The 21215-nt window shown below is 73.1% G+C and carries 17 protein-coding genes and 11 pseudogenes; 9 read left to right on the forward strand and 19 right to left on the reverse strand.

Features of this window, described 5'->3' with window-relative positions:
* Position 1: 1 nt before the first annotated feature.
* Positions 2–302 (forward strand): annotated as a pseudogene (locus UG55_RS31870) (class I SAM-dependent methyltransferase); the annotation flags it as partial.
* A gap of 411 nt (positions 303–713) precedes the next feature.
* Positions 714–1469, forward strand: a complete 756-nt coding sequence (locus UG55_RS03360; protein WP_242423655.1) for a L,D-transpeptidase — start codon at positions 714–716, stop codon at positions 1467–1469.
* Positions 1470–1516: 47 nt separating this feature from the next.
* On the opposite strand, the pseudogene UG55_RS03365 reads toward UG55_RS03360, so the two are convergent.
* The 3 genes and pseudogenes from UG55_RS03365 to UG55_RS03375 all read right to left on the reverse strand — a co-directional run.
* Positions 1517–2321: pseudogene (locus tag UG55_RS03365) on the reverse strand (M48 family metalloprotease); the annotation flags it as partial.
* 175 nt (positions 2322–2496) lie between these two features.
* Complete coding sequence (locus UG55_RS03370; protein WP_313954575.1) at positions 2497–3120, reverse strand: BlaI/MecI/CopY family transcriptional regulator; 624 nt, start codon at positions 3118–3120, stop codon at positions 2497–2499.
* 42 nt (positions 3121–3162) lie between these two features.
* Positions 3163–3606: a hypothetical protein gene (locus UG55_RS03375; RefSeq protein ID WP_066062499.1), complete on the reverse strand. Its 444-nt coding sequence runs from the start codon at positions 3604–3606 to the stop codon at positions 3163–3165.
* A 274-nt stretch (positions 3607–3880) separates the two neighbouring features.
* On the opposite strand from UG55_RS03375, the gene UG55_RS03380 reads away from it, so the two are divergent.
* A complete protein-coding gene (locus UG55_RS03380) occupies positions 3881–4288 on the forward strand; it encodes a molybdopterin-binding protein (RefSeq protein ID WP_066062501.1) in 408 nt (135 codons plus the stop codon).
* Between the two features lie 11 nt (positions 4289–4299).
* Here UG55_RS03380 and UG55_RS31875 read toward each other — a convergent pair.
* The 5 pseudogenes from UG55_RS31875 to UG55_RS31890 all read right to left on the reverse strand — a co-directional run.
* Positions 4300–4450 (reverse strand): annotated as a pseudogene (locus UG55_RS31875) (dihydroorotate dehydrogenase); the annotation flags it as partial.
* 1 nt (position 4451) lies between these two features.
* Positions 4452–4538, reverse strand: a pseudogene (locus tag UG55_RS31880) (hypothetical protein); the annotation flags it as partial.
* Position 4539: 1 nt separating this feature from the next.
* Positions 4540–5295, reverse strand: a pseudogene (locus UG55_RS31885) (dihydroorotate dehydrogenase); the annotation flags it as partial.
* A 168-nt stretch (positions 5296–5463) separates the two neighbouring features.
* Positions 5464–6589: pseudogene (locus tag UG55_RS03390) on the reverse strand (MFS transporter); the annotation flags it as partial.
* 1 nt (position 6590) lies between these two features.
* Positions 6591–6897: pseudogene (locus tag UG55_RS31890) on the reverse strand (hypothetical protein); the annotation flags it as partial.
* A gap of 189 nt (positions 6898–7086) precedes the next feature.
* Between UG55_RS31890 and UG55_RS03395 the strand changes: the two are divergent.
* Both UG55_RS03395 and UG55_RS03400 read left to right on the forward strand, forming a co-directional pair.
* On the forward strand, positions 7087–7755 hold the full coding sequence (locus UG55_RS03395; RefSeq protein WP_066062504.1) for a TetR/AcrR family transcriptional regulator: 669 nt from the start codon (positions 7087–7089) through the stop codon (positions 7753–7755).
* 109 nt (positions 7756–7864) lie between these two features.
* Positions 7865–8251, forward strand: a complete 387-nt coding sequence (locus tag UG55_RS03400) for a DUF962 domain-containing protein (protein ID WP_083986344.1) — start codon at positions 7865–7867, stop codon at positions 8249–8251.
* 24 nt (positions 8252–8275) lie between these two features.
* Here the strand turns inward: UG55_RS03400 and UG55_RS03405 are convergent, their stop codons facing one another.
* The 5 genes and pseudogenes from UG55_RS03405 to UG55_RS03420 form a co-directional block, all read right to left on the reverse strand.
* Positions 8276–10939: an ATP-binding cassette domain-containing protein gene (locus UG55_RS03405; RefSeq protein WP_066062507.1), complete on the reverse strand. Its 2664-nt coding sequence runs from the start codon at positions 10937–10939 to the stop codon at positions 8276–8278.
* Positions 10940–11122: 183 nt separating this feature from the next.
* A partial coding sequence (locus UG55_RS03410) for a DUF1206 domain-containing protein (protein ID WP_242423657.1) occupies positions 11123–11779 on the reverse strand: 657 nt, incomplete at its 5' end.
* Position 11780: 1 nt separating this feature from the next.
* Positions 11781–11893, reverse strand: a pseudogene (locus tag UG55_RS46125) (DUF1206 domain-containing protein); the annotation flags it as partial.
* Between the two features lie 179 nt (positions 11894–12072).
* A complete protein-coding gene (locus tag UG55_RS03415) occupies positions 12073–12756 on the reverse strand; it encodes a dihydrofolate reductase family protein (RefSeq protein WP_066062761.1) in 684 nt (227 codons plus the stop codon).
* A gap of 46 nt (positions 12757–12802) precedes the next feature.
* Positions 12803–13252 carry a hypothetical protein gene (locus tag UG55_RS03420; protein ID WP_066062510.1) on the reverse strand — a complete coding sequence of 150 codons (450 nt, stop codon included), beginning with the start codon at positions 13250–13252 and terminating at the stop codon, positions 12803–12805.
* A gap of 68 nt (positions 13253–13320) precedes the next feature.
* Here UG55_RS03420 and UG55_RS31900 point away from each other — a divergent pair.
* Positions 13321–13806, forward strand: a 486-nt coding sequence (locus UG55_RS31900) for an exodeoxyribonuclease III (RefSeq protein WP_242423658.1), incomplete at its 3' end; no start/stop codon positions are given.
* A gap of 1 nt (position 13807) precedes the next feature.
* Positions 13808–14223 (forward strand): annotated as a pseudogene (locus UG55_RS31905) (exodeoxyribonuclease III); the annotation flags it as partial.
* 55 nt (positions 14224–14278) lie between these two features.
* Here the strand turns inward: UG55_RS31905 and UG55_RS03430 are convergent.
* The 6 genes and pseudogenes from UG55_RS03430 to UG55_RS03445 all read right to left on the reverse strand — a co-directional run.
* Positions 14279–14698, reverse strand: a 420-nt coding sequence (locus UG55_RS03430; protein WP_242423659.1) for an Hsp20/alpha crystallin family protein, incomplete at its 5' end; no start/stop codon positions are given.
* Between the two features lies 1 nt (position 14699).
* Positions 14700–14821, reverse strand: a pseudogene (locus UG55_RS31910) (Hsp20/alpha crystallin family protein); the annotation flags it as partial.
* Positions 14822–15238: 417 nt separating this feature from the next.
* Positions 15239–15530: DUF4230 domain-containing protein (locus UG55_RS31915; RefSeq protein ID WP_242423660.1), on the reverse strand; the 292-nt coding region annotated here is incomplete at its 5' end.
* A gap of 1 nt (position 15531) precedes the next feature.
* A pseudogene (locus tag UG55_RS45115) lies at positions 15532–15988 on the reverse strand (DUF4230 domain-containing protein); the annotation flags it as partial.
* An 88-nt stretch (positions 15989–16076) separates the two neighbouring features.
* Complete coding sequence (locus UG55_RS03440; protein ID WP_066062521.1) at positions 16077–17888, reverse strand: PP2C family protein-serine/threonine phosphatase; 1812 nt, start codon at positions 17886–17888, stop codon at positions 16077–16079.
* 253 nt (positions 17889–18141) lie between these two features.
* On the reverse strand, positions 18142–18516 hold the full coding sequence (locus UG55_RS03445) for a hypothetical protein (RefSeq protein ID WP_066062524.1): 375 nt from the start codon (positions 18514–18516) through the stop codon (positions 18142–18144).
* 764 nt (positions 18517–19280) lie between these two features.
* On the opposite strand from UG55_RS03445, the gene UG55_RS03450 reads away from it, so the two are divergent.
* Complete coding sequence (locus UG55_RS03450) at positions 19281–20399, forward strand: ATP-binding cassette domain-containing protein (RefSeq protein WP_396230785.1); 1119 nt, start codon at positions 19281–19283, stop codon at positions 20397–20399.
* Entirely contained in the window at positions 20396–21181 is a 786-nt protein-coding gene (locus UG55_RS03455) for an ABC transporter permease subunit (RefSeq protein ID WP_066062527.1), read from the forward strand. Before UG55_RS03450 ends, UG55_RS03455 begins: the two co-directional genes overlap by 4 nt.
* The last annotated feature ends 34 nt before the right edge of the window (positions 21182–21215 follow it).

Genomic DNA, 21215 nt, shown 5'->3' on the forward strand with positions numbered 1-21215 from the left:
NACCTTGAGCACACGCTGGATCCCCGGGAGGAGCTGCGCGCCGCGGCCCGGGTGCTCACCCCGGGCGGCCATCTGATCATCGAGGTACCGAACCCGCAGTGCCCCGCCCGGCGTTGGTACGGCTCCTACTGGCCCGGCTGGTTCGTGCCCCAGCACCTGCACCTGCCGCCGGCCGACAACCTGACCGCCGCGTTGGACGACCTTGGGCTGAAGGTCCTGGACGTGCGGTTCGGGGCGGCGCATCAGGGTGGCGACGCACCCATCGCGCTGTGGGGACGGTGGCAGCGCGCCGCGCCGTCGCCNGCCGCCCCCTGGCAGGTCGTCGCCAACCCCGGGGCCGCCCGGGCACGGCGTGCGCTCCTCGGAGCGGCCGTGTGTGCCGCGATGCCGGCGGCGGTCGCCTGGGACGCGGTGAGCCGCCGCCATCTCGCCGCGGACCGGCGCTCCAACGCCTACCGAGTGCTTGCCCGCCTGCGGTGAACGTCGCCGCGGTGAATCTCGCCGACGGCGCATGCTCCTCGGCCCTACCCATGATTTGGCAACCGACCGACTACCCTGAGTCACCGACGTGACGGCAGGCGGTGGACGCCGCGACGCGCTCGGGGGGCGGCATGGCCATGGGCTGGCAGGGACGAGGCCGGCGGGGACACCTGGCCCACGGACGCGGTGAACCGGCTCCACGCGCGGGGGCGCTCCTGGTAGGGGCACTGCGGGTGGGAGCACTGCTGGTGGGAGCACTGCTGCTGGCTTCCTGCGGCGGCCCGGGGACCGGCCCGGATCGGGGCCCCCTTCCCGCTCCGCGGCCAGGGCCGGCCATCACATCGCCGCAGGCCCCCGGCGGCGACGACCCGCTGCTGGCCCTGCCCACCGGCTGGAGTCTGGTCGCCTACGCGACCGTGCCCAGGATCGAGATCTTCGCCAGCCCCGAGGCCGGTCTGCCGCGGTGGACCCTGGACAACCCGAACCCGCGCGGTGTGGCGCTGGTTCTGGGCGTCGAGGAACATCATCCGGACTGGCTTCGAGTCAAGGTCCCCGCGCGGCCGAACAACAGCACCGGCTGGGTGCGGCGCTCCGACGTCAGGATCACCACCACACCCTTCGATCTTCGTGTCGACCGCTCCGAGCACCGGCTGACCGTCTTCCGCGACGGATCGGTGATCGCCAGGCTGCCGGTCGGCATCGGCACCGGCTCAACGCCCACGCCCGCCGGGACGTTCTACCTGACCGAACTGCTGCGCCCGGCGGACCCGAACGGCCCGTGGGGACCGTTCGCCTTCGGGCTGTCCGGGTTCTCCGATGTGATCACCAGCTTCAACGGTGCCGACGGCATCATCGGTCTGCACGGCACGAACCGCCCGGACCTGGTCGGCTCGGACGTCAGCCTGGGGTGTATCAGGCTGCGTAACACCGACCTGCTGCGCCTGGTCGATCTCGTCCCTCTCGGGACGCCCATCACGATCGTCAGCTGATCGCGGCCGGCACTACTCGACCGCCTCGAGCACGCGCCGGTAGGGCNGATCGATCAGAGCTTCGACCGCGACCCCGCAGGAGGCCACGGCGAGCGCGGCGGGCAGCGCCACCAGCAGGAACCGATTTCGGTGCTGCGGTGCGGCGAGCAGTGCCGCGACCCGGCGCGGGACCGGGCCGGGCCGTGGGCCGAGCCCGGGGGCACCGACCCGCAGCTTCGCCGGGCGTGGCTGCTGCCGGGGCCGGGACACCAGCCGGCCGGGCCGCCGCTCCGGTGCGCAGGCCGCGGCCTGCTCGGTGGCGACGAGAGCGGCCGTGCCGACGACGTGGGCGACCGAGCGCCGGTCCCCGACGTCGTTCGCCGCCTTCTCGTCCGCCCAGCGCTCGATCGCGTAGTCGACCAACGTGACCATGGGCAGCAGCGGTGGCAGGGCCGCGGCCGCTAGGCGCGCCGCGAAGGCGAAGCGGTGATGTCGACCGGCAAGATGTGCCCGCTCATGCGCGAACAGGGCCTCGTGCGCGAGCAGGGCCTGCTGCCGGGCCGCGCCCAGCGCCGCCAGCATCCCCTCCGTGACGACGATGCGCCCTGGCACCCCGGGGAGGGCGAAGGCATCCGCCCGCCCGTCGGGTATCACCACGATCTCACCGCTGCCCGGCAGGGCCGCCGCCTCCGCCCGGGCGGCCCGCACGGAGTCGAGCTGGCGGAACGCGGTCACCAGCACCGAGACGACCGCGCCCGCTCCCAGCAGCAGGCACACCCAGGACAACCAGATGGGCATCGCACCGGTATGCCAGGAGATCGCGGTCGGCGGACGGCTCGGAGCGAAACCGAACAGACCCGCGGCCGCGGGCATGCCGAACACGAAGAGGCTCAGCGTGCTCGCTCCGGCGAACAGCGCCGCCGCCGTGGTGAACCCGAACGCCGCCGCTCTCGGTGGCAGCGGGTCGACGAGGATGCGGCTGGCCACCGCGCCGGCAGTCGGCGCGAGAACGAGCGAGACAAGCAGTTGGTCGACTGCCACGGCTGGCCTATCGACGCCGCTCTGAGTCGGGACCGGCGCTGTCGGCGCCGTCGGCGCCGTGGTCGACCGCCGGTCCGTCCGCGGGCGCGGGCGCGGGCGCGGGCGCGGAGGCGAGCAGATCCCGGACGAGTGCCTCGTCCGTGGGGGAGAGCGCGGCGATGAAGTGGGTGAGCGCGCGGCGATGATCAGCCTGCCCCGCGAGGAGACGGTTCATCCGCCAGGCGACCAGTGTCGCGGGATCGCCCGGCGACGAGTAGACGTAGCCACGCCCACGCCGCCGCCGGGTGACCACGCCCTTGGCATGCAGCCGGGTGAGAGTCGTGACGACCGCGCTGTAGGAGAGCTTCACGGCGTCCGGAAGCAGCTCGCGCACCTCGCCTGGAGAGAGCTCGCCGGACCGGTGCAGAACGCCGAGGACTTCCTCCTCCAGCGATCCGGGTGGTCGGCGCCGAGCGGCCTGCGGGGGCGCAGAGGGCGACGGGGCCTCAGGGGGCGACGGGGGCGTCGGTGAACCTTCATGCATCAGACCGGCCCCCGGCAGATCTCGGGAGGCCTGAGCAACGCCTCCGCACTCCACCACACACGGCACAACGATACGAGGCTTCCCGCCCGGATCCCACGAACTGGCCATCCGGGACACGAAGGGCCTACCAGTTGGTCCACGGCGCAGCCGTCAGGAACGCGGCCCCGCGCCCGCGCCCGTCAGCGGGAGGTAGACGGCACACCCGCTGCCGAGGTCGAGACACAGCAGCCCGCCCGTTCCCCCCGACCTCCCCCGGCCGAGCTCCCCGGGCGGCGGCCGCAGTTCGAAGCGGACCCGGTGGGAACGGTCCACCGGCGGCGGGAAGGTCACCCGGCACCGCCGCCCGGTCGCCTCCACCAGGGCAGCCAGCCCGGGACGGTTCGCCACCCCGTCGTCAACCGGCCCGCCGGGCTGATAGCGACAGATGAACCGGGCGCGCGCCGGCACCGGCCGCCGCCCGGCCGCGCCGGCACCGCGGGCGGGCCGGATCTCGAAGAAGAGCGTCAGCGCCGCCCCGTCGAGCCGGACTCCCCGCACCACGACACCCGCCCCCGGTACCAGTTCACCGAGGTCGAGGTTGAGGGGATAGTCCATGTCCGGATCGGGACCGCCCGGGCCCCGCCGGCACGAACGGCGACGGGCCACACTCCGATGAAATCACCCTCGGCCCCGGTCTTCGCGGCGAGCGGGTGGCCGGTCACACACCGGCCACCCGCGCGTGACCAGGGCAGCCCGCACATCCCGGGCCTGCCGCCCCGCACCGGCTCCCGCGCCGCCGATCGGACCGAAGCGCGCGTCGCGAACCAGGCAGGCGTGGCGCCGCGACCGGCCGGACGCAGGGGCTGTCGCGGACGGATATTGTGCCGGCATGTCGACCTTCAGGATCAGCGAGGTCGCCGGCCTGCTCGGCGTCAGCGACGACACCGTGCGCCGCTGGGCCGATGGCGGCCGGCTCCCCACCGTGCGGGACGGCGCCGGCCGGCAGGCCGTCGAGGGCGCCGTGCTCGCGCAGTTCGCCATCGACATGGCGGGCGAGCTCCCCCTGAGCTCACCGGCGATGGTCGGCGCCTCGGCCCGCAACCGGTTCCCCGGCATCGTCACCCGGGTTCGCCGCGACGACGTGATGGCCCAGGTCGAGATCCAGTCCGGGCGGCACCGGGTGGTGTCGCTGATGAGCCGGGAGGCGGCGGACGAACTCGGCCTGGAGCCGGGTGTCCTCGCCGTCGGCACGGTGAAGGCGACGAACGTGGTCATCGAACTGCCCGAGCGGCACTGACCACCCCGGCGTCAGCCTCGTACGTCGACCCAGTCGCTGAGGATGTCGCCGAACACGGTCGGGTCCTCGCCCCGGTTCCAGAACGCCGTGGCGCTCTGCACCGCCTGTGCGCCCGCGGCCAGGTAGTCGACGACGTCACGGCCGTTCAGGACACCACCGACCNCGATGATGTCCAGCTGTGCGGGCAGCAGCTGGCGCAGCTGGCGCACCTGGCCGAGCCCGACCGGCTTCAGCGCGGCCCCGCTCAGCCNGGCCAGACCGACGTCCAGCACCGGACGCAGCCGGTCGTCCAGGACCAGCGCGTTGGGGAAGGTATTGATCGCCGTGACGAACCTCGGCCCGCCGGTCGCCTGGGCACGCCCACCGAGCAGGGCCGCCAGTTCCGCCAACGCCTCGGGATCGGAGAACGGGGAGATCTTCACCCCGTAGGGCGGTCCGGGCCGGCGCCCGGCGCCGCCGGCGAGTGCCTCCTCGACAGCCGCACAGATCGCCGCGGTCTGGCCGGGGTCGAAACACGCGATACGTTTCTGCTGACCGCCGTCCCAGACGTTGGGGCAGGCGAGGTTGAGCTCGACGAGGTCCGCTCCCGCGTCGGCGGCCACCCGGGACAGCTCGGCGTACTCACCGGCGGCGAAGCCCGCCACGCTGACGATGAGCGGCTTGCCGTGCGCGTGCGCGACGTCGACCATGACCGGCAACTGCTCGCGGTAGTAGGAGATCCCCCGGTTCGGCAGACCGAGAGCGTTGAGCGAGCAGCCACCGCCGGCCCAGTAGACCTCGCCGCTGTTGCCCGCCCGGTCGTCCCGGGTGATCGAGCCGACGACCACCGCGGCTGCCGCACCGCGGGCGAGCGCCGACACGTCCTCGACCGTCTTGCACGTCCCGGCCGCGTTCATGATCGGATGCTCGAACGTGACTCCGGCGAGCCGGATCTCCTCGGTCACCGGCGTGCCCGGCGGCCGCCCGCCGCCGGCCCCTGCCCGGACGTTCCCCTCGCTACCATGCATCGGGCCAGGGTAACGACCCTGTCCGCCGCCCGGACCGGCCAGCCGGATCGCTCACCTCAGGCCGCCGACGACCGGGCCGCTCGCAAGCTGGCCGCTTGTGACCTGGCCGCTTGTGACCTGGCCGCTCGCGACCCGGCCAGCGGCGAACGAGGCGCCCACGGCGGGGACACCCGGTGCCGGGCCAGCCACCGCCAACCCAGCGGCCGCCAGCCCAGCCGCGGCCCGATCCGCGACCGCCCGATCCGCGGCAGCGGGCGCGACCCCGCGGACCCGCTGCCACAGCACCGGGAGGACCACCGCCACACCGACCGCCGCGACGGCGGTGAGCATGAACGGAAGGTGCACGTTCGCCGCGTACAGGACGCCGGAGGTCAGCGCGGCGACCGCCGTCGAGGCGGTCTGCGTCGTCGTGAACAGGCCCTGCGCCCGGCCCACCCCGGTCGCCCCCGCCTCCTGCGCCAGCAGTGACTGAGCGGACGGGAAGCTGACGGCGAGGGCGATCGCCTCGGCACAGCACACCAGGATGATCAGCCAGAAGGACTCGATGAACGAGTAGCTGGCCACGGCGAGACCGGTCACCAGTGTCGCGCCCGTGACCAGCCAGCGGCGGTCTCGGTGATCGGCGAGCCAGCCCGCCGGCAGCGCGCACACGATGTAGGGCAGGGAGAAGAGGGTGAAGCTCAGCCCGATCAGCCGCGTCGACACGTTCCGGTCGGCCAGCAGGAGACTCCAGCAGGTTTCATAGGTGCCGACCGCCAGCCCGTTCACCGCCGCGACCAGCAACAGCCCCTCGATACCCGTACCGCGCGAACCGGCCGCACGAGCCGCACGAGCCGGCTGAGCCGGCGATCGTGACGGGCCCCGCGACCGTTGCCACCGGGTCGGCCCGGCCGCCCCGGCGCGGGCGGCGGGAGGCCGGCCGTCCGGGCGCAGCAGAACCAGGACCGGTATCGAGGCGATCGCCGCGGCCAGCCCCGCGCCGAGGAACAGCAGGTCCATCCGCTGCTCCCCGGCAAGCCCGCCGAGCAGCGGGCCGATGGCGGTGCCGGCGATCTGGCCGGTATAGACGGCGCTGACGGTACGGCCGGTGAGGTCCGGCGGAACCGTCACCGCGACCGCGGTGAGGACGGCGACCTCGAACGCACCGGCGCCGGCCCCCTGGAGCGCGCGCACGACCGCGTCCCACCCCAGCCCCGGCGACAGGATCAGACCCACGCAGCCCACCGCGTACAGGACCAGCCCGCCGAGCAGCACCGGCCGATGGCCCCGCCGGTCCGTGAGCAGACCGGCGGGGNACTGGACGAGCAGCGAACCGACGAAGAAGGCCGCCATCACCATGCCGACGCCGCCAGCCGAGACGTCCCGCTCCTCCAGGTAGAGCGGCAGGAGCGGCGCGATCGCGAAGGCTCCGAGCCACTGCAGCAGGGTGGCTGCGGCCAGGGCCACGACAAGGCGACGCACACCGCCACGGCTCAACGCGGCCACACCGCCCTCGCGGATGGTTCTGTCGTCCGGGACGGTTCTGTCGTCGCGGGTGGCTCCGCCGGTCGGGGTGGACCGCGGCCGCCCGGACGGGCGCGGGCCCTCGGTTGCTCTTCCCATCACCACGCCGCTCCCGTCGGCCCCGCGCCAGACCGCTGGCTCAGGCACCGGCCCGGCCCCGTCAGGTGCCCGGGGTACCTCCGGGCAACCACGAACTACTACCGTCCGTCTGGACGGTCGGTCAACCTGCCGAGGCCACGGCAACGGCGCATACAGGCGTCTGTCGGGATGTGATCGGGCCGGTACACAATGGCGGTCGTGCCAGTCCCGGATCCGGCCGCGACCCGCAAGCGGTTGCTCGACGCGGCCTGGCGCGTGCTCACCCGCCACGGCGATCAGCCACTGAGCCTCGACGCGGTGGCGCGGGAGGCCGCGGTCTCCAAGGGTGGCCTGCTCCATCACTTCCCCACCCGCGCCGCGCTCATCGACGCCCTCTACGAGCGGTGGAACGACGACTTCAACGCGGCGGCCACCGGCCGGGCACTGGCCGACAGCCGGCCGGGCCGCTGGGCGCGCGCCTACCTGGACGTCGGCTCCGAACGCGCGGGACCGCCGGCGGAGACCACCGCCGAGCTCGGCTTCCTCGCCGCGGTGATCGCCGACCCCGAGCGGCTGCGGCGGCTCCGTGAACGCTATGAGACCTGGCAGGACCGGATCGTCCAGGACCACCTCGACCCGGTGGCCGCAACCCTCGTCCGGGTGGCGGCCGACGGCCTGTGGCTGGCCGACCTGCTGGGGCTGGCCCCGCCGGTCGGGGAGCTGCGCGGCCAGTTGCTGGCCATGCTGCGTGATCTCGCCACGCCGGGTGGGTCGGGCACCGACCCGGCCGCCCCCGGTGGGATCGGGACCAGCCCGTCACAACCGTCGGAGCCGCCCGCCCACCGTGCTCCGGCGCCCTCACCAGCGGCCCCGGCGTGATCGGCAGCCCGCCGGCGGGCTGGAGTCGGGGCCCGCGCAGGCACATGATGTTGCGGACGGACACGCCCAGGGCCAAGGGACGGATCCGCACGAGATCGGAGGCACCCTCATGACGATCATCGACTCGGAGGTCGGCACGGCGCGGGATCAGCGGGCACCCGAAGCACCCCCGACGTCGGCGCCGTTCGCGGAGAAGATGGCGTTCTACCGCTCGCAGCACACGACTCGGGGCATCCGGGCCACCCACCTGGTGGGTATCCCCGGCGTGGCGTTCGCCCTCCCGCTGCTCGCCGCCCGGCCGAAGGTGGGCCTGCCGATGTTCGTGGCGAGCTGGGCACTGCAGGTGGCGGGGCATTCCCTGTTCGAGAAGAACAAGCCGGCGCTGACCAGCGGATTCCTGACCTACCAGTTCTGCGGCCTGGCCTTCTGGTGCGAGGAGGTCGTCGATCTCCTCAGCGGCCGTGGCCTCGGCGGCGAGGGCCGGCCGGGGCACTGATCAGCCACCCCGGCCGCGGCCGGGTCACCGCCGTGGGCCGCCGGGTGGCATCGGAGCCGGGCCGGCCGGTGGCATCGGGCCCTGGCCGCCCGGCCAGGCCGGCTGCCCGGGCAGCGCCGGCTGCGCGGCCGGGCGGGTCACCTTCGGGTCGATGCGGCGCAGGGTTGCCGAGGTGAGGGCGAGCGCACCCGCGGCGAGGAGCAGACCGACGAGCACGTCGAGGGTCCAGACTGCCGCGCTGTGCTCCCACAGCCCGTCGGCCGGGTCGGTGCGCAGGACCTCGTTGCCCAGTTTGGAGACCTCGTTCAGGTCGTCCGTCGACGCCAGCGCGGCGAAGCCCCACCGTGCCGGCGCGAGCCAGGAGAGCTGCTCCATCCCGACCCGGCCGCCCACCGAGACCAGACCACCGGAAAGCACCAGCTGCGCCATGGTGATGAGAACCAGGACGGGCATCGTCTTGTCGGCGTTGTCGACCAGTGTCGAGACGAACAGGCCGATCATCATCGACGCCAACGCCGCCACGATGACCGCTATCAGGCACTCCACCAGCGGAGCTCCCAGCAGGGACGCCTCCGCGGGAGCCCGCCCCACCAGGCCGATCAGCGTGAAGACCACGCACTGAAGCGTGGTGATAGCGGTGAGGACGATGATCTTCGAGCCGAGGTAGGCCGTGCGGGACAGGCCTATCGTCCGCTCTCGGCGGTAGATGTCGCGTTCCTTCACGATCTCGCGGACCGAGTTCGCCATCCCCATGAAGCACGCGCACAGCACAAGGACCACGAGCACCTTCATCGCGTCCGGATTGGGCGCGTCCGGCAAGGCGTCCAGCCCGTCAGGTGCCGGGATCACCCTCGGGATGATCCCGAGCAGGAACGGGAACGCGAGGATGAGCCGCAGGTACGAGCGGTCCGCCAGGACGACCTTCAGGTATCTGCGAGTCAGAGTGGCGAGCTGGGCCGCCACCGGCTGCTGGCGCACGCTCGGCAGTTCCGCGGGGGCCCGGCGCACGACCGGTGCCACTATCGCCGACGGAACGAAGTACTCCGAGGCCCGGAAGCGGGCGGCCATCTCGGCACCCGGCGTGCGTTCCAGCTCCCGGAACACCGCCGCGAAGTCGCGGAAGTCCTCCTTGCCGAAGAACCGCAGGGCCCCGTCCGACGGACCGAAGTAGGCCACATGCCCGCCGGGGGCGAGCACGAGGATGTAGTCGCACAGGTCCAGGAACAGCACGCTGTGCGTGACGACGATGACCGTCCGGCCGCTTTCGTCCGCCGAACCCGCCCCGCCGCCCTTGGCCAGGCTCTTCAGCGTCTCCATCACCGACTGGTCGTTCGCCGGGTCCAGGCCGGAGGTCGGCTCGTCCAGGAACAGCAGCGACGGGCGGGTGAGCAGCTCCAACGCCACCGACGTCCGCTTCTTCTGCCCCCCGGACAGCCGGCTGACGGGCGTGTCCGCGTGCGCGGTCAGCCCGAGCTCGCCGATGACCTCCTCGACCCGGGAGCGCCGCTCGGGCGCCGTGGTGTCCGCCGGGAACCGCAGCTCGGCGCCGTACTCCAGCGCCTGGCGCACGGTGAGCTGCGCGTGCAGCGGGTCGGCCTGGGGGACGTAACCGATGCGGCGACGCAGCTCGTCGTACTCGGCGTACAGGTCACGCCCCGCGTAGCGGACGGAGCCCACATCCGCCGGTCGGAACCCGGTCAGGGCGTTGAGCAACGTCGACTTGCCCGCGCCGCTGGGGCCGACCACCCCGAGCAGCGAACGACCCGGCAGCCGGAACGTCATGTCGTGCATCAGCTGTTTCGTCCCGGCGAACACCGAGACGCCCTGCACCTCGAAGGCGACGTCCCCGGAGTCGAGGTACTCGACGAGCGAGTCGCCCTCAAGCTGGTAGAGGTGGTGACCGATCGCGATCACATCGCGCTGGCCGACGAAGGCCCGCCCCACCCGCTGGCCGTTGAGGAAGGTCCCGTTCGCCGAACCGAGATCGACGATCTCGACACCTGCCGGCCCGACCAGCAGCTCGGCATGGTGACGCGACGCGAGCAGATCGGCGACGGGCACGTCGTTCCCGCGGGACCGCCCCAGCCGGATCGTGCCGGGGCGAAGCGGGAACACCTGGCGCCGGGCGTGCACGATCGCGCTCTGTGCCGTCTGCGGATCCGTCGGCACCGCGCCGGTGCGGGGACCGGACACACCCGCGGGCATCGGCGGCTGGCCGCCCGGCCCGTGCACCGGGACCTGCGGGGCGGCCGCCGCCCGGACCGCGCCCGTGGCGGGCAGCCGCCCGGGAGCCGGGCCGGGACCGGGAACCGGCGCCGCCGGGTGGGGAGCTGACGGCCGGGCCGGCGGCACGGGCGGTGGGCCGGACCGCGCCGGGCCCGACACGTTCGCGCCCGCGGGCACCAGCGCCACCTCGGGGCCGTCGGCCGCGCCCAGCCGGAACCGCACCTCGCTCGCGTGAACGGTGAGGTCCGCCGTGCGCCGGCCGTCCTGCCACAGCCCGTTGGCGCTGAGATCCCGCACCCGCCAGCCCCCGGCGACCGGCTCCAGCATCAGATGGCGGCGGGAGACCCGCCCGTCGTTGACGACGATGTCCGAGTTACGGCCACGGCCCACCACGCACGGCGCATCGCCCGTCAGCGTCGTCTGGCCCGCCGGGGTGATCACGCTCAGCGCGGTCCGGTCCACCGGTAACTCCCTTTGCCAACTGTCGTTCGTGCCAACTGCGGATAGTTCGACCTACTCGATCACATCAATTCTCCACTGAACCGCGGCATGTCCGGAAGGTGACCACGGCAAAGGCCCATCACCGGGACCGCTGGTGATGGGCCGGGCCGTTTCCGGATCCGCGCCGCGGAACCGGGCATCGGGTCAGAGCCGGCGGTACCGCGCCTCGACGAAGCAGTAGAGGCCGAACAGGGCGAGACCCACCGCGCAGCAGACGAGCAGCACCTGGCCGTAGGCCTGGTCGGCGATCGTCCGGAGCGTGCCGTCGAACCCCTTGGCCTCCCTGGCGTCGAAGTCGACGGCGGACTTCACCACGAGGACACCGGCCAGGCCGAAGACGACGCCGCGGGCGACATATCCCACCTGCCCGATCCGCCGGCCGGCCCGCAGCACCGCCGGCTTCATCTCGGCGCGCCGCAGCTTCTCCTCGAACTTCGTCGTCACGCCCTTCACCAGCATGCCGATCCCGACACCGACGACGACGAGGCCGACCGCGCCCACCAGCCAGCGCCCGCCGGTGTGTTCCATGACCCGCGCGGTGTAGGGGGCGGGCTCCCCCGAACCGGATCCCGAGTCACGACCGGCGAGAAACGCCACCGTGCTCCCGGTGATGCCGAGATAGATCACACCGCGGAGGACGGACACCGCCCGCGCGGCGGTGCGCTTCTTCGTGTCGGTCTCGTCGCGGTGCCCGACGGCACCTTCGAGAAGTCGCCACACCGCGTATCCCGCGAAGCCGACCGCGATCAGGATCAGCAACGCCGTACCGAACGGCCTGTCCGCGATCTCGCCCAGGGCACCNTGCCGGTTCGCCCGCTCCCCCGAATCACCGAAGGCGATCTGCACCGCGAGGATCCCGACGAGCAGGTAGACCACTCCCCGAGCGGCGAAGCCGAGCCGCGCGGTGATGTCCATCGCCCGGCTGTGGCGCGTGCGGTGGGCCGCGCTCTCCCCCGCGGACGCAGCCGCACGGCCCGCGTGCGCGACGCTGTGTACGGACACGTTCTCCTCCTCGGCCAGCGTTTCCGGGCACAACGCCCGTACCTCGCGTGCCCGGAAGGAGCGCGACAAAACAGCCGTGGCCACACTGAGGATCAGGACGCCGTTGCCGGCCTCGGCACCAGGTAGCGCAGGAGTACGACGTCGCCGAGTTGGCGGACCTCGGCGAGGCGCAGGCGGTGCGCCGCGTCGAAGGGAAACGCGCCCGGGCTGACGAAGGTCGGCGCCGCCGCCTCCCCGACGAAGAACGGCGCGACCACCAGGTGCAGCTCATCGACAAGGCCGGCCGTCAGGAACGCGGTGTGCACCGAGGTTCCGCCCTCGACCAGCAGGCGCCGGACACCGCGGCTCGCCAGGTCGGCCAGGAGGTGCGCCAGGGGTGGCGCCGCGAGGTCGACCACCTCCGCCACCTCCGCCACCGCCGCCACCGGCGAGGCCTCCGCGGCGCCCACGGCCGCGGCACCGCTGGTCACGGCGTCCGCGAAGCGGTACACCACCCGGTCGGCGCCGGCCTGGAACATGCGGGCCGCCGGGTCCAGCTCGCCCGCCCGGGTCAGGACGGCGCGCAGCGGCGTCGGGGGCCGGCCGGCGGCAACCCGCTCGGCCCGCCGCCGCGGCGAGCGGACTGCCAGGCCGGGATTGTCACGCCGCACGGTCCGGGCACCGACCAGGATCGCGTCGCAGCCGGCTCGGACCTCGTCGACCCGGTCGAGGTCAGCGGGACTCGACAGGACCAGCCGGTTGGGCGAGCAGTCGTCGATCCGCCCGTCCAGCGACATCGCGCAGCTCAGCAGCACGTGGGGACGGGCCGTCGAGTCCGGGGCCTCAGTCGTCGTCACCCGCTCCGGAGTCGTCGTCACCACCGCCGGCCGCGTCGTCGTCCGCTCCCGAACCCGCTCCCCCGCCGGTTCCCGTTCCGGCGATCGCACCGCCGCATCGGTCGGCGACCCAGTCCGCGAGCTGGGCGCGCGGACTCAGCAGCGTCGGATTGTCGGCGACCTGGTCGGCCAGCGCGCGGATGTTCTCCTCGGGCGCCAGGTCCCGGATGACGAGCGCCGCGAGCCGCGCCGCATCCGGATTCTGCTCGATCTCGCCCGGCTCGATCCTGATCTGCGAGCACACCACGGTGGCGCCGGCCGCTCGGGTCTCCGCGGAGAACTGGTCACAACCGACGAGACCGGCGGGCCCCGCCGCCACGGCCAGGGCGACCGCGAATCCGGGGCGGCGCGACCGGCCCGATGGCGTGCTCCCACCGGGAGCGGACATCCGCGTCATGCCCCTGAGGATGTCACGCACCGGTCCGTGCGGGGATCTGTCGTAGGTGAGGACTACCGTCTGACGGTGTGCGGATCGCGACCTGGAACATCAATTCGGCGAAGGCCCGGCAGGCCCGGCTGATCGAGTGGCTGGACCGCGCGCGTCCGGACGTGGTCTGCCTGCAGGAGACCAAGCTGTCGGACGACGCGTTCCTGGAGCTCTTCGACGAGGATCTCTTCCGCCGCGGGTACCGCGTGGCGCACCACGGCAACGGGCGCTGGAACGGGGTGGCGATCCTGTCCCGAGCCGGTCTGGGCGACGTGGTGCGCGGGCTGCCGGGCGATCCGGGCTTCCCGGGGCCGGAGCCAAGGGCGATCGCGGCCACCTGCGGCGGCATCCGGGTCTGGTCGCTGTACGTGCCGAACGGGCGCACCGTCGACGACCCGCACTACGCCTACAAGCTGGCCTGGCTCGCCGCGCTGCGGGACGTCGTCCGCGAGCTCGCCCCCGCCGGCCCGGTGATGACGCTGGGCGACTTCAACATCGCGCCGACCGACGCGGACGTCTGGGACNTCGCCGAGTTCGAGGGCGCGACCCATGTGACCGAGGCGGAGCGCTCCGCGCTCGGTGAGCTGCGGGACGCCGGCCTGGTCGATCTGATGCGCGCGCGCTGGCCGGACGAGACGGTCTACACCTACTGGGACTACCGCCAGCTCTGCTTCCCGAAGAACTACGGGATGCGCATCGATCTGGCCCTGGCGACCGCCGACGTGGCCGGCCGGGCCCGTGCCGTGTGGGTCGACCGGGCAGCCCGCAAGGGCGCCGGTACCAGCGACCACGCCCCGGTCGTCGTCGACCTGGACGAGGCGCCGGACGGCGACATCGGGCCGATGGTGCCCCCACCGTCGGCCCGTGGGTCGGCCTCCCGCGGCACGGCCCGCGGCGCCGCCCGCGCCAGCAGCGGCACCCGCAACCGCGCCTCGACCTGAGGGGAGCCGGGTGCCCTCCGAGGGCACCCGGCCGACCGCCGGCCGCCCGCGCCCCTCAGGAAGCGGAGGACGACTCGGCGGCGTGTTCCGCCGCGGCGGCGTCCCCGCCCGTCGGCAGCGCGGCCGGGGCGGCCGCGGCGGCCACGGGAATCCGGGTGCTGCGCGGCGGCACCGCCGCTCCCGCGAGCCGCACGGTCAGCACACCACGGTCGTAGCGCGCGCTGATCGCCGTCGCGTCCACGTTCTCCGGCAGGGCGAACTCGCGGCGGAACGAACCGTGCCAGCGCTCCCGGTGAACCCGGCCGTTCTCGGTCTTCTCCTGATCGGACGAACGTTCGCCGCGGACGACCAGCGCCCCGCGGTCGATCTCGACAGTCACGTCCTTCTCGACGTCGACTCCCGGCAGCTCCAGATTGATCAGCACGTCCTCACCGTCGACCAGCACGTCCGCCGACGGGACGACGTTCTGCGGCCGNGGGATGGCTCGCAGCGGACGGACAGCGCGGTCCCGCGAGCCCCAGGAACGCCGGACGATCTCGTTGAACTCACGGTCCATGCGCTCGAACGCGGCAAACGGGTCCCACAGGTAGGTGCTCATTGTCGTATGACTCCCCTCTGAGCGGTGCCTCGTGCGTGGCCTCTGCCTGTTGGGCCTTGGGTGGCCCNCCCTGACAGTTCATGAGTCTAGAGGACTCAAGCTTGCGAAGGCAAGTGGGCTAAGCAAGTCACATGCGATCGATGTGCGTAACCCTGCCAGGTGGCCCGCACGGACACCCCGGTCATCCCCGTTACGGCCCGGACAGCCGGCAAACCTCGCGAGCCGGTGAGAAGGGCCACCCGGAGGCCCCCGGGAGCACCCGGCCACCCCGGCGGCGCAAGCGCCCACGGGCCCCGCGAGCGCCGGGACGCCGGCACAAAACGCACGTGCCCGGCCAGAACGACGTTCTGGCCGGGCACGTGCGCGACGGCGGCCGCTGCCGCCCGGGGAGCTACCGCATCCCCACCGAGGTGGGGGTCACCGCGGATCCTCCGCGTAGTTCACCGTGATGTCGGTGAAGCCGAGCGCACCGAGCAGGCCGCGGAGCATGGCCGTGGTGTTCGTCCGGGCGAGCTCGAGCACCTCACCGTCCGCCTGCGCCGCCGCACCGATCTTCGCCGAGGCCTCCCGGTAGAGCTCGGAGTCGTTGCTCTGCCCGCCGAACAGGCCGCCGACCCGGTCCAGCGCACCGCGCTGGCGGGCGACGACGTAGCTCTTTTCGAGATCGAGACGGGGCTCCGACAGGGTGGGTGCCGGCAGGTTGATGGTCNCCGACCGCCGGTCCTCGGACACCGTCACCGCGTCGTCCGCCAACGCACCGAAGTCCACGACCGCGTCGACACTGCCCACGCCGACGAAGAGGGTGCGCTCACCCCGCAGCGCGGACGGGATCCAGCGACTGTCGTCCTCGAGGTCGACGACGACCTCCATGTGCGCGCTCCCGGCGTGGTACTCGCTGAGATCCTCCAGCGACCGCAGTACCGCCGGGGAGCTGCGGTCGATCGTGCGCTTCTCGAAGGGGTTGGGGATCGAGGGCCGCCAACCGGTGGCAAGGGCGGCCCCGGCCAGCACGAGAACCGCCAGCACGAGATAGGCGACCAGGCGCATGGGGCGGACCCGCAACCGGTTGCCCGGGCGCCGTGCGCGTCCCGGCTCGTCCTGCCCGCCGGGCCCGTCCGTTTCCGCAACGACCGTCCCCTGAGGCGCGGAACCCGACTCGTCAGTCATGGTCGGACATGTACCCCTCGGAGCCTGCGTGACGCCTCAGCAGCACGATCGCGCTGCCGACAGTGCGGGATGTCCGATCGGTGCCGGTTCAGCGGGCTGTCCGGGCGACGACGATGGCGGTGCGGTCGTCACTCGGGCGGCCCGGCGCGTGCCGGCGGACAGCGTCGAAGGCGGCGTCCAGCAGCTCCGCCGGGCCACGGTCGGCGTCCCGGAGCAGTTCGGCGACGAGCCGGTCGACGCCGAACTGACGGTTGGCGTCGTCGCGGGCCTCCACCAGGCCGTCGGTGTAGACGAACAGGACGTCCCCGGGCTCCAGGCGCAGCGTCTTCGTATGCCAGGCGCCCTCGGTGGCCAGCAGGTTCGACAGCATGGGGCCGGTGGAGCCCAGGCGGGTCACCTCGGTTCTGCGCCGCGTGGGGGCAGCCGGGCTCGCGGTGGCGTCGCCCACCGCGGCGGCGCTCAGGGCCGCGGGCCCGGCGGCGGCCTCCGGCCCGGAAGCGCCCGGGCCCGCGGGTGTTCCGGCAACCCCCGCGGAGGCGGCTGACGCGGTCACGTAGGCGTCATCCGAGGACGAGCACGAGGGAGAGGGCTCCCGGGCGCCCTCGGCCGTCCGCTCGGCCGCTCGCTGCGGGCAGGCCGGGTCGGCGTCCCCGGAGCGCACCGCGGGGGCACCGGCCTCGCCGGTCCGCCGCAGCAGCAGCGCCTCGGGATGCCCGGCGTTGGCGATCCGGACCTCGCCGCTGGCCGGATCCACCACCGCGACGACGGCGGTGGCGAACATCTCGTCGGTCTCCCCGAGACTGTCGACGACCCATTCGATCGCCGTGCCGGGGTCGGCGCCCCTGGTGAGAGCCGCGTCGAGAAGCTGCTTGAGACGCAACGCGAAGACACCCGCGACCGCACCGTGACCGGAGACATCGCCGACCACGACGCCGATCCGCCCGTCGGGAAGCTGGAAGGAGTCGTACCAGTCCCCGGCCAGCTCACCCCGGGCCGGGTCGACCCGACCCCGCAGCAACAGCCCCGGCGCCCGCAGGACGGACGGGGTCAGCGCGTCGCGCAGCGCCATCACCGCCGGTCCCTCCTGGGCTAGCGCCTCCCAGGACCGGTCGTTCTGCCGCACCAGCTGGACGAGCTGGGCCCGCATCGCCTCGATGTTGCCCGCCAGCTCCACGATCTCCGACGGCCCCACCTCCGGGATCCGGGTGTCATAGCGGCCGGCGGCGACGGAGTTCACCGCCCGCCGCAGCGCGTCGATGGGCCGCAGCAGCCACCTGCGCAGCACATGCAGCACCGAGAAGACCACACCGATGATCACAACCGCCGCGCTGGCCAGCGAGCTGAGCAGCAGAACCGCGGCGTTCTCCAGCCGGCCGGAGGCCTCCGTCTGCTCGGCGGCGATCGCCATCCCCAGGTCGCCGACGCTCCCTCGAAGCTCGTTGAACCGGACCCGGCCGCTGGACTTCTCGATGTCACGCGCACCCTTGACGTCGCCGGCCTCCATCGCGGCGACCTCCGGCTCGGCCACGTCACTGCGCCAGGCCTGGTAGGCGACCTCGACCGCGGCGGTGCCCTCGACGAGCTCGGGGAAGTCCGCCAGCAGCTGCTGCAGCCGGTTCATCTGCTGGGGGATCGTGCGGTCGGCCTCGTTGTACGGACCGAGGAAGTTCGGCTGCTCGGTGATCAGATAGCCACGGACCGCGCTCTCCTGGTCCACGAAGTCCGCAAGCAGCAGAGCGGTCGTCGTCGCGGCGGGGTCGAGCCGTTCACCACGCTCCGCCGCCGCACCACTCGCCCGCAACGCGGCGAAGATCGCCAGGGCGAGCATCGCGGCGAGGGCAACCACCGAGATCGCGACGAGCACCCGGATACCGCTCCGCAGGCCCGCCGATTCCCCCACCCTTCTCCTTCCAGCGCGCCCCGACACGCATCACCCATCCGACGATCACGACCGGTGCCCCGCGGGGCGCCCGGCGACGAGGTCGACCACCCTGACCCGACGGCCGCACTAGTCCCCGACGGACATTGTCGTCCAGCGGAAATGACAACCAACCAGCGGCCAGGCGACTGGCAACCAGGAGTACCGCAACCACGACTGACAAACACCGCACCTGCGCGTTCAGTACCGGGCGACCGGGACGCGGCGCCGGCCGCTACCGGCCTGGCGGGGGCGCGGGGCGCGCTGGTTCGACCGGCTGTCGCGCTGGTTCACCCGGCCGTTCGGACCACGGCCGCGGCCGAGGGGGGCGCGGGCCACTGTGGTGAATGTGGCTGCGCACACCCCAGCCCACGAGCAGGACGAACAGGGCACCCAGCAGCGGCCCGGCCAACGCGCCGCGCACGGGGTGCGCGGCGAGCCCCGCCGCGCCCAGGAACACCCGGCCCGCCCCGGCTCCCGCCAGCGCGCCGAGCCAGCCCAGGACGGCCGCCATCCGCAGGGTCAGCGGTCTGGTCCCGGGAAGTACCGCGCGAACCGCGAGTGCCACCGCGAGGCCGACCACCAGTGAGGTGAGCACGAACCAGACCATCGATCGCTCCCCCGTCGACGACCGCCCCGCCGCCGGACGCGGACCGGGCGGACCCGAAGGTCGCGCTGAGATACCCGGCGGCCCCCGACGAAAACCCGGTTCACCCGGACCCGGTCGCCACCTGTCACGCACTGCACACACCCCGACCCGGAAATCACTCGCCGAAAGTCACCGGAACGGAAGCGAAAAATCGTCCGTCAAACATGTTCTCGCCAACCGCCGCACCCCGTTTTCGGCCACATGTCCGGATCGCGCGGCGGAATGGCCGCACCAGCCCAATCACTTCTCCGCTCGACAGGACACCGTCCGGAACATTCAGCTACCGTGCGTTCGTTCGATGAAAGGAGCGCAGGAAATCCGTGTCCGACGAACCAGGTCGACGAGGCGCGGCGACCCGCCACCAGCACCAGCGGGCGGGTGATTTCCCGCCCCGGTGACACCGTGACACCGCGTCGAACGGAGCCCGGCCGTCGCCCTCGAGCAAAGGAGAGCAGTCCGACGATGACGACCTCATCGATTCCGCGATGACGCCTGGTATGCCCGCGAGATCGGGGCGCCACCGGCCTTCTGCAGCCGGTGGCCGCGAGCCCTCGCCGCCCGGGAGGGCCGGAATGTCGCCGACGCCCGGCCTGCCCCGGGTATACGGGATGTCCAGCCGGCCGGCGTCACAGGACGTGCCGGGCGGTTCCGCGGCGCCGGGCGGTTCCGCGGCGCCGGGGCGACCGGGCCTGCCGGGAGGCCCGGCACGCCGCAACCACCGTCCGGTGGCGACCACCGAGCCGCTGGCCGGCGACCTGCCGGGCAGCCCGGAACGGGACACCGCGCCGCGGCGCCCGCGGCTCACCCGCGGCGACGCGGCGGTGTGTACGCGCGGGCTGACCAAGCAGTACGGGCAGCGGCGGGTCGTCGACCACCTGGACCTGCTCATACCTTCCGGCGCGCTCTCCGGGTTCGTGGGGCCGAACGGGGCCGGGAAGTCGACAACGCTGCGCATGCTGCTCGGGCTGGTACGACCGAGCGAAGGTGACGCCCACGTCCTGGGCGAGCCGGTCAGCGCGCCCGAGCGCTACCTCGGCCGCACCGGGGCCATGATCGAGGGGCCGACCTTCCACCCGGGGCTGTCCGCCCGGCGCAACCTGGAGCAGCTCGCCCTGCTCCGCGGGATCGGGAAGGCGCCGCGGCGGGGCCGTGACGGCCGGCGCGGCCGGGGCACCCGGTCCGCCCGGCGGGAACGGATCGACGAGGTCCTCGGCCAGGTCGGGCTCGCCGGCCGGGCGGACGACAACTTCGGTTCCTACTCGCTGGGCATGAAACAGCGCCTCGGCATCGCCGCGGCGCTGCTCCCCAGCCCGAGCCTGCTGATTCTCGACGAACCGACCAACGGGCTTGATCCGGCCGGAATCCGCGAGATCCGCACACTCCTGCGGGATCTCGCCGGTACCGGGATGACCGTTTTCGTCTCCAGCCATCTCCTTTCCGAAGTCGAGCAGATCTGCGATCACCTGGTAATGATCCGTAGTGGTCGCATGTTGTTCCAGGGGCACGTCGCCGACCTGCTGGCAGCCGAGGACCCGCGCATTCTGATGGTGCCGGAACGCGATGACGACGCCGTCCGGCTGGCCGGCGTCCTCGGTTCCGCCGGGCTGCGCACCGAGATCGAGACGGCGGACGAGGCACGCTCCGTCCCGACCCTGGTCGAACGGCATCCGGTGGTGATCGCGCACGCGCCCGAAGTCCTGGCGGCGGATATCAACCGGCTGGCGATGCGCGCCGGGATAACACTGCGCTCTATCCGGACCCACCGCCCGAACCTGGAGGAGACGTTCCTGCGGGCGACCGGGGACGTCGACGGAGACCTGAGCATGCGAGGTGGCGCGACTTGATCAACGCCTTCCGTTCCGAATGGGTACCGCTGCTGCGCCGGCGCTTCCTCCTCGGCACCCTGGCCGCCGTCGCCGCCGTCGCCGCGCTGGGCGCGACCCTGACGATCTTCTCGACCGGCCGCACCGACTTCGACGGCGATCCGGTGACGGTTGCCATGCTCGCGGCCCCGTCAGGGGTCAGCGAGGGCCTGGAGGCCGTGACGATCCTGCTGGGTGTGGTCGCGCTGTCGGTGACGGCCGCGGCGCTGGCCGGCGAGTACTCCCGGGGGACGCTGCGCAACCAGCTCGTCGCGCAGCCCCACCGGCTGCGCCTGCTCGCCGGCAAGTGCCTGGCACTGGCGGTCTTTGTCGTGCTTGTGGTCGCCGTGTCGGCTCTGGTGGCAGTGGGGCTGTCGTTCGCCCTCGCTCCGGTGAGGGGCATCCCGACAGACCAGTGGACATCCCTCGCGGGCCTTGCACAGTTCGGGCGGAGCCTGGTCAACGTGTCCCTCGGTGCCCTCGGGTATGCCGCCGTCGGCGCGCTGGCCGCCGTGGTGCTGCGGTCGCCGGCCGCCGCGATCGCCGTCGGGCTGGCCTACGCCCTGCCGGTGGAGATGCTCGTGTCCCGGATCTACGGCCCGGCCGGCGGCTGGCTGCCGGCGCACCTGATGGAGATCCTGGCCGTCGGCGGCACCGGCTATTCCACGACCTACGCGCAGGCCGGTCTGCGCGTGCTGCTCTTCTGCACGGTGGCGGCCCTGATCACCGCGGTACTGTTCCGCCGCCGCGACGTCACCGCCTGAGCGAACCGCGTCACCGCCCGAACCACCCCGTCTC

Source organism: Frankia sp. EI5c (assembly GCF_001636565.1).
Classification (GTDB): Bacteria; Actinomycetota; Actinomycetes; order Frankiales; family Frankiaceae; genus Parafrankia.

Bases quoted from the DNA above. Each gene is read 5' to 3' on its own strand.
- UG55_RS03420 (WP_066062510.1), bottom strand. From the start codon at position 13,252: ATGACGCGGATGTCCGCTCCCGGTGGGAGCACGCCATCGGGCCGGTCG.
- UG55_RS03375 (WP_066062499.1), bottom strand. From the start codon at position 3,606: ATGGACTATCCCCTCAACCTCGACCTCGGTGAACTGGTACCGGGGGCG.
- UG55_RS03400 (WP_083986344.1), top strand. From the start codon at position 7,865: ATGACGATCATCGACTCGGAGGTCGGCACGGCGCGGGATCAGCGGGCA.
- UG55_RS03415 (WP_066062761.1), bottom strand. From the start codon at position 12,756: ATGTCGCTGGACGGGCGGATCGACGACTGCTCGCCCAACCGGCTGGTC.
- UG55_RS03370 (WP_313954575.1), bottom strand. From the start codon at position 3,120: ATGGCCAGTTCGTGGGATCCGGGCGGGAAGCCTCGTATCGTTGTGCCG.
- UG55_RS03395 (WP_066062504.1), top strand. From the start codon at position 7,087: ATGGCGGTCGTGCCAGTCCCGGATCCGGCCGCGACCCGCAAGCGGTTG.
- UG55_RS03445 (WP_066062524.1), bottom strand. From the start codon at position 18,516: ATGGTCTGGTTCGTGCTCACCTCACTGGTGGTCGGCCTCGCGGTGGCA.
- UG55_RS03380 (WP_066062501.1), top strand. From the start codon at position 3,881: ATGTCGACCTTCAGGATCAGCGAGGTCGCCGGCCTGCTCGGCGTCAGC.